Below are 12,731 nucleotides of genomic sequence, written 5' to 3' on the forward strand. Positions count from 1 at the left end.
GATTTGTAGGATAATGACTTTTTTTGGGATAAAACCGGTTATATTATCCCTTATCCCATATGATTTTTTCTAACTTCCCTTAATTTTTAGGAGGATATGTCGATATAAATAAAGAATTTGCGCCCCTCCTGAAAGTGTCGTATTATAGCAGTACATTATGAAAGTATGAAAGCCATATTATGTAAGAGTTTTGAGGAGGAAGCGAGTAATGAATATTACAATTTATGATGTAGCAAGAGAAGCTGGAGTGTCTATGGCCACCGTATCTAGAGTGGTTAATGGAAATCCGAATGTCAAACCAACTACGAGAAAAAAAGTGTTAGAGGCCATCGAACGTCTGGGTTATCGTCCAAATGCAGTGGCAAGAGGCTTGGCTAGTAAACGTACCACGACTGTAGGCGTTGTCATCCCTGATATTTCAAGTACATTTTTTGCAGAGCTTGCTAGAGGGATTGAAGATATTGCCACAATGTATAAATACAATATTATCTTATGTAACTCTGACCAAAATAAAGAAAAAGAAATTCATCTAATTAATACGCTGCTTGAAAAACAAGTTGATGGAATCGTGTTCATGGGTGGTGAGATCACAACTGAACATGAGGAAACGTTTAAAAAATCACCAGTACCAATTGTCTTGTCGGCTACGATTGACGATAAGAAAGAATTCCCTTCTGTCAACATTGACTATAAGCAAGCAGCTTATGATGCTGTAAAATCCTTGACGGATGAAGGCCACACAAAAGTAGCCATGCTGTCAGGGACATTAGAAGATCCTGTTAATGGCTATCTAAAATTCTCAGGTTATAAAAGTGCTATACAGGATGCTGGCCTTCATTTAGATGATGATCTCGTAGTAATTGGTGATTATTCGTATGACTCCGGCTTAGAGGCAATGGCATCGCTACTCAAGCTAAAAGAGCGACCAACAGCTATTTTTGCTTCAACAGATGAAATGGCACTGGGTCTGATTCACGGGGCTCAGGATGCGGGTGTTAAGGTCCCTGAGGATATCGAAATAATTGGCTTCGATAATACTCGCTTGGCAACGATGGTGAGACCGACTTTATCCACAGTCGTGCAACCGATGTATGATATTGGTGCTGTCTCTATGAGACTCCTTACAAAATACATGAATAAAGAAGACGTGTCGGAGAATGTCGTCATTCTTCCACACCATGTTGAGTATCGCCAGTCCACATCCTTCACTGCCAAAGGGGAATAACGTTTTACTGTTGGTTTCTGTCATTAAACGATGGCGGAAACCAATGTGTTACAAAAAAGTTCTCTATAGAGAAAAAGAGAAATGTGTAGGGTTAGGGAGAGGATTATGAAAAAAATTGATTTGTTAACACCAATAGGCATATTTATCGGATTAACAGCAGTATTTGCAGCTATTTATACGAACGCGTCAGGTGCAGGCTCACTGACAGACTTTATCCAGATTGCCTCAATCCTCATTGTTCTAGGCGGAATGTTTGGCGCTATCTCGATAAACTTTTCTTTTGCTGATATTAAATTACTTCCAAAAGTCATAAAAGAAACATTTCAAACGAAAGATCAAAATTTGCAAGAGCTCATTAACACATTCGTTGATCTTTCTGCTAAAGCAAGACGTGAGGGCCTTTTAGCCCTTGAAGCGGGTCTTGAAGATGTAGATGATCCCTTCATTGAGAAAGGTGTATTATTAGCTGTTGATGGAATTGAACCTGATATTATTAAAGATATTATGATGGCTGAAGTATTAGCTATGGAAGAAAGACATAGAAAAGGCCGAATCATTTTAGAAAAAGCAGGGGAGTATGCCCCAGCATGGGGGATGATCGGAACATTAGTAGGTCTCGTACTGATGCTTCAAAACTTAAATGATCCATCTACCCTTGGGCCTAATATGGCAGTTGCTCTTTTAACAACACTTTATGGAACCCTTTTAGCGAATCTCGTCTTTATACCTATGGCTAATAAACTTGCTTTAAGCACTGAAGAAGAAGTGTTTGTTAAACAAATTGTTGTAGAAGGTGTTATTGGTGTTCAATCAGGTCAAAACCCTAAGATTCTAGAAGAAAAATTAAGTGCGTTCCTTCCAAATCATGTTAAAGATAGCAATGGCGAAGAGACAGAGGAGAAGGATATGAATGAATAGGCGGAGGCAGAATAAAGATGACAAAGGGGCACCGAAATGGATGGTCACCTTTTCAGATATGATGACGCTCATTCTCGTTTTCTTCATTTTGTTATTCTCTATGTCTGTCGTTGATGCTACAAAGTTTAGAGCTATTGCTGAGTCATTTCAGGATAGAGCTGTATTTGACTTTTATCCTTCTATCGTGCCTTTTGAAAATCCGGCAGAAGATCGGGAAGTTAAAGACGATCCATTTGAAGAAGAGGCGGATCCATTTGAAACCTATTTAGAAATGGACGAGGAAGAGATCAATGAACAGCTTGATAGCCTTCTTGAAGAAGTGGTTGAATATCTGGAGGAAAATGAACTAACTGAAGAAATCACGGTATCAAGAGATGACAGAGGCGTTGTTCTCGTGTTACAGGAACAAGCCCTCTTTGAAACAGCCCGTGCTGATATTATTTCAGAGGCTGAGCCTTTCCTTGGCAAGGTAGGTGCTCTCTTAAATGAAATACCGAATATGGTTAAAGTAGAAGGACATACGGACAGCAGGCCTATCAGTACAGCACAATTCCCCTCTAACTGGGAGTTGTCCGGGGCTCGTGCCAGCAGTGTCATCCGGTTTTTAATCGACGAATCTAATCTAGAGGCGGGGCGCTTCTTAGCGATAGGTTACGGTGATACACGACCAGTAGCTCCGAACACCACACCGGATAACCTACAGCAAAACAGACGAGTCGTCATTGTCATCTCAGATCCTACGTACAGCGATGATGATCTATACTAATGATAAAGTTAAGCCCGAGAAAATTTTCTCGGGCTTTTTAATATGGGTGACAACAGCCTTGACTGAACTACTTAACGCATAAGAATTGAGTCTTATTATAAAGTAGTAGATTCAAAGCAGCAGCTGAATATAGTTGTGACAGAATATATGAGATCACTAAACAATGCCTAACTCATATTAGCCACGAACTCCAAAATAGGTTATTTAGATCCTCATTTAACGTTCCAAATTGAACGAACGAAGAAGCAGATGAATTAGCCAGAGCTTTTCGAGATGTATTTGCAGAGTGGTTGGATAAAAAGGACTAATAAAAAGGGGATGTATAAGTTCCTAAAACTACCGCCTCACGAATAAAAATGTGGCGGTAGTTTTTTTACCTTGTTTTTTATAATCTTTCAAAATAGATAAGTACATAACTAAATTCATTAGTTCTTCTTCATTTTCTTTCCGATATTGTAAGCCTGCAAAATATAAAAAAATCATTAACAATGATACCCCTACCCCTAATGCGATGACTGGTAAACTAAAGAGGTAAATTGCCAACCTCATCATTTTATTTTTACATAGAAATATTAATATCGCCACAAGAATTGGAGCGAAATAATAAGTAGGAAAAGTATATAATGTTAAGTACGTGAGGACATTCACTATAATAGCTAAGGCTAGAATGATCCCATTTCGAACACTCATAATTATAAACCTCCTTTGTGACCTTCATGTTTCTTAGAAGTTATTATTAGGAAAATAGGGTTTAGTGTTGTAAATTCACATTTTCCTGACCCCTATTCACCAAAAAACATGATCTCATTCAAACCCATTAAGACATATTAATACTAGCATAATTAGGAAATAATGACATGCGAAAAACAGCAATAATTAATAATTGTTAGATAGACTGACTCACCGTAAGAGGGGTGGATAATTCAATAGCATCCCCACCCCTTTATTTATATAATAAGATAATAGCGGAAATTGAATGTTTGTAGAGGGAGTGATAGTATCATGACAATCGGGATTATTGGGGCAATGGATGAAGAGGTTTTATACTTTCGAAAAAGGATGGTTGATTTTGAAAGTATTTCTCATGGTAAACAAACATTTTATAAGGGACGATGGCATGGTCATGAAACGATCGTTGTGAAATGCGGAGTAGGAAAAGTGAATGCAGCTATGGTCAGTCAGATGCTGATTGATGTTTATAATGTAGACAAGCTCATTTTTACAGGGGTGGCAGGAGCAGTCAATCCCGAGCTAAATGTTGGTGACATTCTTATTTCTCAATCGTGTCAACAACACGATATCGAGGCCACAGCTTTAGGTTTTTCACAGGGCGTCATTCCAATGTATGACGGCCCGTCGGTATTCCAGGCAGATCCGACTTTACTTAACATCGCTTATTCAGCAGCAAACGAGCTAGCAAAAAAAATGGAGAAGGCAGTTTTAAAAGGGAAAGTCGTCAGTGGCGATCAATTTATCTCAGACCCTTCTCAAGTGACATTGTTGCGTGAGATGTTTACAGCAGATTGCGTTGAAATGGAAGGGGCAGCGGTTGCTCATGTAGCTGATTTTAACCACATTCCTTTCGTCATTATACGCTCCATTTCTGACAAAGCCGATGGAAAAGCCAGTGGGGATTTTCAAACGTTTATGGCAGAAGCTGCTCAAACGTCAGCTGAAATCGTCAGTCATATGCTGGAATTGAAATTATAAGACAATGTTTGTTATGTGAATCAATTTCATAATGTTGTTTCTGAATGATATCTATTGATTTTTATTTAATATGTGGCTAATAAAAAGTGGCTGCAATGTATGAGGGCGACTCACGGAGGAGGATCCTCTTTTGCAGGAATTTACCGAGCAAAGGTTAGTTAAAGACAAGCCCTCGGTCTGAAGTGAAGGCCACATTCACTATTAGGACCTTGATATCTTATTTTGAATGAGGCATTCCTTTGAGTAACTAAAAGTGTGAAAAAGCGGCACTAATCTCGTACCGCTTCTTTCTCTTTTAAGTAATAGAAAGTGATGGACGTCATTCAATCGCTTATGTCTATGATGGGCTTTAACGCTTTTATTAATGAACGTCTGTTTTTTGTTTCTATGTCTGCTTGTCGGGAAATATGAGGGTAAATGCCTTCAGGATCTGTCCATGAGGTAGGTAAGGATACGGGCGCTTCTTTTTCCCATTGTTTAATCCATGTGTCTGGTATACAGGTCTTCATTTTATGCTGTTGGTTTGACATTTCAAGCCACAGTGATGACCAGGCACGGGGAACGACTCGCCAAATATCATATCCCCCACCACCTACGGCAACCCAGCGCCCATCACAAAATTCGTGTGCCAGTTCATGAGCTAATTTAGGGATTTCGTGAAAAATGGTCATCGTACTGCACAAGTGGGTTAAAGGATCGTAATAATGAGCATCAGCCCCATTTTGTGTGAGAATAATATCAGGTTTAAAATAAGCCGTCACCTCCCTCATCGCTTTTCGATATGAAGAAAGCCATGAGGCGTCCTCAGTGAACGCTTCAAAAGGTATATTGAATGAATAGCCATAACCATCCCCGTGCCCCCGCTCGTTCACATGTCCTGTGCCAGGGAAAAGGAATCGTCCACTTTCATGAAATGAGAGTGTGCATACGTCAGGATCGTTGTAAAATGCCCATTGGACCCCATCTCCATGGTGAGCATCGGTATCTACATATAAAACGCGTGCCCCATATTTTTGCCGAATGTATTCAATGGCTATTGAACTGTCGTTATAAATACAAAATCCTGACGCTTTCCCTCTAAAGCCATGGTGAAGGCCACCGCCTAAATTCAATGCATGAGAATAAGCATTGGACATGACACAATCGACAGCGGTTAAGGTGCCCCCTACGAGCCAAGCAGCTGCATCATGCATCTGGGGAAAAACGGGGGTATCATCTGTACCAATGCCGTATGTCGTACGGTAAGAGGAACGACTTTGTCCTTCTGCTGCTGCAATGACAGCTTGAATGTAATCCTCATCATGGATGAGAAGAAGCTCTTCTAATGTTGCTTGCCTTGCTGGGAGAATAAAGTCGTCTGAAAGTGCATCAGCTGCTTTCAGTAAATCAGTTGTAATAGATAATCTGTGCTGATTGAAAGGGTGGTCATGATGAAATTTGTATTGCAGCTGTTCTTGGGAAAAAATATAGACTGCCTCTTGTTTCATTGTGTCATCCCCACATCTTGCGGCCAAACAATCTTGTAATGCTTCTCTTTTAACGCAGATATTAATCCTCGCATATCCATACATTGAATACGGAAAACGAGCGTTTGTCTTTCAGAATTTGAAAACGAAGGATATACAAGGACACTATGAATATTAATTTTATGTCGCTTTATGACATCGCTCACATTAGATAATTGACCAGTTTCATTTGGAACATCAATTTCTAGGCGAGATGTAGGTAGGTCAGCCCCCGTTAATCTGACTAATATATTAAGTAAATCCGTTTCCGTAATAATTCCGATAAGACGCCCATTTTCTTCGACTGGTAAGCAGCTAATTTGTTGCTCTGTCATTATGTGGGCCGCTTCTTCCACGAAATCATCAGGAAGGGCTGTTATCACATTTTCAACCATTACCTTTGATACGGGGAGAGACATGACATCTTCTTTAGGTTTGCTGTCAAAAATGGAAGGAATAGCATCACTTAAATCTCGATCTGATATAATTCCGACTAAATGATTGTGTTTGTCTACGATAGGTAAATGACGAATTCGGTGGAGGAGCATTAATTTTAAAGCTTCCGAAAGTGACATCTCAGGTGGGGCAACTATCACTTTCGTCACCATAATATCTCGCACATGCATGCATATCACCTTCCTAATAAATTACAACATATATTTGTGTTTAAAGCGAACTCGGTTAAACTCATGAACCGCGTCGGGAGTGACACGTTTACCAATGCGAGCCATTAAACAGTTTGCTGGGTGGGAGCAAATTTCTGGATCATCAGTGGCATACCATTCTAAGCCCCCGGTCTTCATGACTTTTTCCATAACATCACGGTATTCCCAAATAGATAATCCTGTACCTCTTAAATCCCAATGCCAGTAGTATTCAGTGGTGATAATAATATAGTCTTCCATCGCTTCATCCATCATCGCTACTTTTAAAAGGTGTTTCGCAATTTGATGACCACGGTAATCGCTGGACACCTCAATTGCACCTAATTCTAATAAATTATCTAGCTCAATTTCTGACCATCTCTCTAATGGATCTGGATATAAGAAAATAGCATAGCCGATAATTAAATGGCCATCCCTTGCTACGATAATTCGGCTTTCATCCAAATCAGCTACTTTTAAAAGCGCTTTCTTTTGTTGGTCAGATGGACGAAATGCTGTCAGTTTTGAATCTAATTCACATTCTTCAAGGGTATGTTTTGGAATAGGGCCTTCGATGATGAATTGATGATTGTCTTTTGATTTGAGTCGAAGTGACTTACAGGTTTTTCGGTGCTTCACAAGCATCCCACCTTGAGAAGTATTGAATCACAAAAGTCTGTTACCCCTACTATAACATATTCTTTTAACAGGAGAGTGAGGGAAATTTGGCGAACTAGCCGTCCACATTTAAATATTTAGGACGTACGAAAAATGTCAGCCTACGCAATGCAGCTGTTTCACATGTTGTTCTCGTGCTATCCAATAAAGGCGAGGCTTTTGGAATATGCCTATAACGCATCAGTAGAAAATGGCGGGCTAGAGAAAAAGCTAGGAGAAAGTTTCTCCTAGCTGTATTAATTAGACGTATTCGTGTTGTTTGATTCATTATTATCTGTTTCGTTATCATTCTCATTATTATTCGAATCATCTGTGTTGTTATTGTCATTTGATTCGTTCTCGTTATCATCCTCGTCTTCACGAGTAGCGTTGTTATTGTTATTAGAGTTGTTGTTTTCATTATTATCATTGTTTGAGTTGTCGTCATTCTCATTTTCATCTGAGTTAGATTCATCGTCATTTCCGTCATCATTTGATGAGTCATCATCGTCATCATCAGGATTGCCGATAGATACATCATCACCAGCTGATGATTCTCTTCCAGCTACATCTACAGCTGTGACGTAATAGTAGCCTGAGCTCCCTGAATAACTATAGCTCTCATCCCAACGAACACTATCAACTTTACTAAAGTTGGAACCATCTGAAGAGTAGTAGACGCGATAGCCGATCACATCTCCTTCATGATGTGTGCTCCAAGAGATACTATTTCCTGATGTGGAGACTGATCGTAAAGAATCGGGTGTTTTCCCATTATCAGGTGCCTCTTTATCGGGAACAAGGTTATCCCATCCATCTGGAATGTATTCGGATATATCCCCATCTGCAAAGTCAAAGTATTCTTCTTTAATGGCTACCCCTGCTTTCGTAAATTCAGTCGGTGTTGATTCAAGGGCTTTGTACATGTCATCATTGACACGCACATATTGTACACGGGATAAACTGTCATCTTCTTCTGTTGGGACATATTTTACATTAAATAAGTCGGTTGTGACAAAACCAGCTTCCCGACATAAATCAGATGGGAGTTTACCGGAAATGCCACAAATGGATTGACTGACGATCCCATCAGGTTGCTCAAACCGCTCTGAAGGCGCTATTAAGTCAGGTTCTACCTCATAAGCTGCATTTGCCAAAGCGGCCCATAACATTTGGGTGCGCTGGTTATACCGCATGCCATGTGATTCCTGCGGTATTGGCTCATTGTCACCAAAACCGAGCCAAATACTTTGAGTAATATTTGGATTTCCACCAACGAACCAAGAATCTCTAATTTCTTGACTCGTCCCTGTTTTTCCGTACAGGTCTGAATTAAAGTTAAGGTAGCTCGGCAATTGTGAAGCTGTCCCACCGCTTGACACCACATCACGCATCATATCAATCATCAAATAGTTCGTCTGAGGAGAAAGGATATCGATTTCTTCAGACTCATGTTCAAACACTACCTCGCCATCAGATGTTTCGATGCGTTCAATCATATAAGATTCTTGTCGAACGCCATTGTTACCGAAAGTAGAATAGGCACTCGTATTTGCTTCAATGGTCATGCCGATCGTTCCAAGAGCAGTAGATTCATAAGGCTCATCTTCCTGCATAAAGCGCTCAAATCCATAGTTAATAAGGGCTTCACGCGCGATACTATGATCTACTTTCGCAAACTCCCTAACAGCAGGGACGTTACGTGATAAAGCGAGTGCCTCACGTGCTGTCATTAAGCCTCTATGGGAATTATCAAAGTTAGTGACGTTGTCATTATTTGCCCTATAAGTATATGGCGTATCAGGGGTAATAAAGCCTGGCTGTAAGACACCTGTTTCAAAGCCGACAGCATACGTTAGTAATGGTTTCATCGTGGAACCTGTATGGCGTATTGCTTGTGTCGCATGATTATAATTTTGCGTTTCATAATCACGGCCGCCAACAAAGCTAATAATAGCACCGGTAGAATTATCAATTAAAACAGACCCAGGCTCTTCCGGCCGTGTAATTTCAACTTCTTCACCATCTTCGTCAGTGACGATTTCTGTTCTACTTGGAGCGAAGTAGCTAAAGTTTTCAATAACCTCTTGTTGTGCGTCATAAATATCTTTGTTGATCGTCGTGTGAATTTTATAGCCTTCTCGTTGAAGGGCTCGCTCGGCTTCTTCAGTATATCGACTTATCATGAGCTCTCGTTGAGCCTCATCATCAATTTCATCGAGGTCAACACCATCTTGTTCCATTAACACTTCAGCTAAAATTGGTCTTGCTCGTCTTTGGACTTCATCGGTTACAAACGGATATGCCTCAAGACTACTAGCACGAGCTTCTGTCAAATTTTCTCGAATATCATAAGCAAGCGCTTCTTCAAGTTCTTCATCGGTAATATAACCACGGCTGTGCATACGGTTTAACACAGTAGTCATTCGATTTAGCCCCGCTTCAAAGTCCTCTTTCACCACTCCTTGAGAAGTAAAAGGTGTATAGGCAAATGGACTCTGTGGCAATCCGGCAATAAAGGCCGATTGCGCAATATTTAATTCAGAGGCATCAACACCGAAAATACCTTGAGCTGCTGATTGCGCGCCAGCTACTTGCCTTCCATTGGCATTCCTACCGAAAGGGACGACATTTAAATAAGCTTCCAGAATCTCGTCTTTTTCAAAGAAATTTTCTGTTCTAATCGCTAAGAGTATTTCAAGAGCTTTCCGATCGTGTGTCACGTCGCTTGTTAAAACTTGATTTTTGATTAATTGCTGCGTTAAAGTACTCCCACCAGTTTGAGTATCAGCATTAGAGAAGTCTTGATAAACGGCTCTAAATAATGCTTTAGGTACAATGCCTTCGTGTTCATAGAAGTATTCATCCTCAGTGGCAATCACCGCATCAATTAAATGTTGAGAAATATCCTCTAAATTTACTTCTCTTCGTTCTAAAGGACTTGGTAAATCCCCTAAATATACGTCGTTTGCAAAATATATTTCGGTTGCTTCCTCATAGTCATAAATATCATTTTGAATGTCTTCAAAACTGCGAATCGGTTCATCTTGTACAAGTGATGCAAAATAACCGGCTGCAGCCCCTCCAATAAAGAAAAGAGAGATAAGGGCAAGTGTGGAAAAAATCAAAAATAAATTCCAAAAAACCTTCGAGGTAACACGGACCCCTTTTATGACAGATTGAGGTTCTTTCCGTTTTAAAAACGCTTTAACAGAAAACCTTTGATCACTCATTTTTCAAAACCCCCTAAAAAGTCAACAACATTATAGCACAACCTTCAAAAGCTGCATAACCAGAAAAATAACAAATTTTGTACATGTCAGTTAGAATAAGTCCATTGTTGTGATGGCATATTTTATGCCTGTTGTTTTATGATATTTTTTTTAAAACATTAAACTTAAGAAAGAGCATGATAAATAAGGGAGAACAGGCACTTTTCTTTGATGAGTGAGCTAGAAAAATTCATTTAAATATATGCGGATGGTCACTTAATATGAGATATGGTAAAAAAGAATCATTTTCTATTTTGCAAACTCAGTCCCCTTTCATTAACTAAATCAATGGCTTGTTCTTCTTTAATATTGTGTGGATAGCAGATATCTTTTTTGTAGTTAAAAGGTTGATGATAGCAAATAGAATTGACAATAAACATGGACGTATGCTATTAATATAGAACAGAATGAGTTCATTTATATATGGTAACTGTGAAAAGGATGAAGTAGTTTATGCCTCCCTGCCCCAGAGAACCGGTGGTGCTGTGAACCGGTGTATAGGCAATAAACGAATTACCTCCTTGGAGTTTATTTATGGAAACATAAATCGTCGGTGAGGCGTTAACTCACAATTCGAGGTGGGAAAGCACTATTTTCCAATCAGGGTGGTACCGCGATTAATCATCGTCCCTTAATGTTATTAAGGGGCTTTTTTATATGTTATAGAAACGAAAGCACCTTGATAACTTTCTTATAAAAGGTACAAATAACTGTGGAATTATTAAATTAAAGTTAGGGTGGAAAAAAATGACAACATTACTTGAAGATTTAACGTTTCGTGGGCTTGTTAACCAAATGACAGATGAAGAAGGCTTGAAAGAACTGATAGACAAAGAATCAGTTAAGTTGTACTGTGGTTTTGACCCCACTGGTGACAGCCTTCATATCGGTCACCTATTAACGATTTTGACATTGAGACGTTTTCAGTTGGCAGGGCATAAACCGTATCCGTTAGTAGGTGGCGCCACTGGTTTAATCGGTGATCCTAGCGGAAAAAAAGCAGAACGGACATTAAATGAACAAGCAGTTGTGGAAGGCTATAGCGACAAAATAAAAACGCAGCTTCAACGTTTCCTTGACTTCGATGGCACGAACGCTGCGACACTTGTTAATAACTACGACTGGATTGGTTCCATGACAGTTATTGATTTCCTGAGAGATGTGGGTAAATATTTTGGACTAAATTATATGCTTGCTAAAGAATCTGTAGAGACACGAATCGAAACGGGTATATCTTTTACAGAATTCAGTTACCAGATATTACAATCTTATGATTTCTACCGTCTTAACAAAGAAGAAGGTGTGAAGTTACAAATTGGTGGTAGTGATCAGTGGGGGAATATTACCGCAGGACTTGAATTAATCCGCCGTATGTCAGGTGAGGAAGAAGGGGAACGACCAAAAGCATTTGGTTTTACGATTCCACTTGTAACAAAGGCAGATGGTACGAAGTTTGGTAAAACTGAAGGAGGAGCGATTTGGCTCGATCCAGAGAAAACGTCCCCGTACGAATTTTATCAATTTTTGTTAAATACAGATGATCAAGACGTTATTAAATTCCTGAAGTATTTTACATTTCTAACGCGTGAAGAAATTGAGGCATTGGAGATCGAATTAAAAGAGCGTCCGCATGAGCGACTTCCACACCGTCGTTTAGCTGAAGAATTAACAGCTTTTGTGCATAGTGAAGCAGCTGTTAAACAGGCAAAGCGGATTAGTGAGGCATTATTTGGCGGCGGTGATTTAAAAGAGTTAACGGGTGAAGAAGTGCTGCAAGGTTTTAAGGATGTACCATCTTATGACATGCCAGAACCTGAAAAAAGTCTGGTTGATTTGCTAGTGGATGCAGGGATTTCACCATCTAAACGTCAAGCACGTGAAGATATTAAGAATGGTGCCGTTTATATTAATGGTGATCGTTGCCAAGATATAGATAAGCAGATGGGGATGGATGATAAAATCGATGGTCAATTTACGATCATTCGTCGCGGAAAGAAAAAGTTTTATCTTATAAAATAATCGTTAACCAGATGT

The 12,731-nt window shown here is 39.6% G+C and carries 10 protein-coding genes and 1 other annotated feature; of the genes, 5 read left to right on the top strand and 5 right to left on the bottom strand.

The window, feature by feature from the left end; genetic code table 11:
- The first annotated feature begins 208 nt into the window (after positions 1-208).
- From ccpA to motS, 3 genes are all read left to right on the top strand, one after another.
- Positions 209-1,225 (top strand): catabolite control protein A, encoded by a 1,017-nt coding sequence (gene ccpA / locus BK581_RS18170; RefSeq protein ID WP_078579496.1) that lies wholly within the window; start codon positions 209-211, stop codon positions 1,223-1,225.
- A gap of 105 nt (positions 1,226-1,330) precedes the next feature.
- A complete protein-coding gene (gene motP, locus BK581_RS18175) occupies positions 1,331-2,143 on the top strand; it encodes a flagellar motor protein MotP (RefSeq protein ID WP_078579497.1) in 813 nt (270 codons plus the stop codon).
- The gene (gene motS / locus BK581_RS18180) at positions 2,136-2,909 is read left to right on the top strand and encodes a flagellar motor protein MotS (protein ID WP_078579498.1); all 774 of its coding nucleotides are present in this window, start codon (positions 2,136-2,138) and stop codon (positions 2,907-2,909) included. Before motP ends, motS begins: the two co-directional genes overlap by 8 nt.
- 336 nt (positions 2,910-3,245) lie before the next feature.
- Here motS and BK581_RS18185 read toward each other — a convergent pair whose 3' ends face one another.
- Positions 3,246-3,599: a hypothetical protein gene (locus tag BK581_RS18185; RefSeq protein WP_078579499.1), complete on the bottom strand. Its 354-nt coding sequence runs from the start codon at positions 3,597-3,599 to the stop codon at positions 3,246-3,248.
- 312 nt (positions 3,600-3,911) lie between these two features.
- Here BK581_RS18185 and BK581_RS18190 point away from each other — a divergent pair, with 312 nt between their 5' ends.
- Positions 3,912-4,619, top strand: a complete 708-nt coding sequence (locus BK581_RS18190; protein WP_078579500.1) for a 5'-methylthioadenosine/adenosylhomocysteine nucleosidase — start codon at positions 3,912-3,914, stop codon at positions 4,617-4,619.
- Positions 4,620-4,942: 323 nt separating this feature from the next.
- On the opposite strand, the gene BK581_RS18195 is transcribed toward BK581_RS18190, so the two are convergent.
- The 4 genes from BK581_RS18195 to BK581_RS18210 form a co-directional block, all read right to left on the bottom strand.
- Entirely contained in the window at positions 4,943-6,106 is a 1,164-nt protein-coding gene (locus BK581_RS18195; RefSeq protein ID WP_078579501.1) for an acetoin utilization protein AcuC, read from the bottom strand.
- Positions 6,103-6,750 carry a CBS and ACT domain-containing protein gene (locus BK581_RS18200; RefSeq protein ID WP_078579502.1) on the bottom strand — a complete coding sequence of 216 codons (648 nt, stop codon included), beginning with the start codon at positions 6,748-6,750 and terminating at the stop codon, positions 6,103-6,105. The genes BK581_RS18195 and BK581_RS18200 overlap by 4 nt, the downstream gene beginning before the upstream one ends.
- A gap of 21 nt (positions 6,751-6,771) precedes the next feature.
- Positions 6,772-7,407 carry a GNAT family N-acetyltransferase gene (locus BK581_RS18205; protein WP_078579503.1) on the bottom strand — a complete coding sequence of 212 codons (636 nt, stop codon included), beginning with the start codon at positions 7,405-7,407 and terminating at the stop codon, positions 6,772-6,774.
- Between the two features lie 275 nt (positions 7,408-7,682).
- Positions 7,683-10,658, bottom strand: a complete 2,976-nt coding sequence (locus BK581_RS18210; RefSeq protein WP_078579504.1) for a transglycosylase domain-containing protein — start codon at positions 10,656-10,658, stop codon at positions 7,683-7,685.
- 462 nt (positions 10,659-11,120) lie between these two features.
- Positions 11,121-11,332 (top strand) — a binding site (T-box leader).
- 112 nt (positions 11,333-11,444) lie between these two features.
- Between BK581_RS18210 and tyrS the strand changes: the two genes are divergently transcribed.
- Complete coding sequence (gene tyrS, locus BK581_RS18215; RefSeq protein WP_078579505.1) at positions 11,445-12,716, top strand: tyrosine--tRNA ligase; 1,272 nt, start codon at positions 11,445-11,447, stop codon at positions 12,714-12,716.
- The last annotated feature ends 15 nt before the right edge of the window (positions 12,717-12,731 follow it).

Source organism: Salipaludibacillus agaradhaerens, from assembly GCF_002019735.1.
Taxonomy (GTDB): domain Bacteria; phylum Bacillota; class Bacilli; order Bacillales; family Salisediminibacteriaceae; genus Salipaludibacillus; species Salipaludibacillus agaradhaerens.

Bases quoted from the DNA above. Each gene is read 5' to 3' on its own strand.
- ccpA (WP_078579496.1), top strand. From the start codon at position 209: ATGAATATTACAATTTATGATGTAGCAAGAGAAGCTGGAGTGTCTATG.
- motP (WP_078579497.1), top strand. From the start codon at position 1,331: ATGAAAAAAATTGATTTGTTAACACCAATAGGCATATTTATCGGATTA.
- motS (WP_078579498.1), top strand. From the start codon at position 2,136: ATGAATAGGCGGAGGCAGAATAAAGATGACAAAGGGGCACCGAAATGG.
- BK581_RS18185 (WP_078579499.1), bottom strand. From the start codon at position 3,599: ATGAGTGTTCGAAATGGGATCATTCTAGCCTTAGCTATTATAGTGAAT.
- BK581_RS18190 (WP_078579500.1), top strand. From the start codon at position 3,912: ATGACAATCGGGATTATTGGGGCAATGGATGAAGAGGTTTTATACTTT.
- BK581_RS18195 (WP_078579501.1), bottom strand. From the start codon at position 6,106: ATGAAACAAGAGGCAGTCTATATTTTTTCCCAAGAACAGCTGCAATAC.
- BK581_RS18200 (WP_078579502.1), bottom strand. From the start codon at position 6,750: ATGCATGTGCGAGATATTATGGTGACGAAAGTGATAGTTGCCCCACCT.
- BK581_RS18210 (WP_078579504.1), bottom strand. From the start codon at position 10,658: ATGAGTGATCAAAGGTTTTCTGTTAAAGCGTTTTTAAAACGGAAAGAA.
- tyrS (WP_078579505.1), top strand. From the start codon at position 11,445: ATGACAACATTACTTGAAGATTTAACGTTTCGTGGGCTTGTTAACCAA.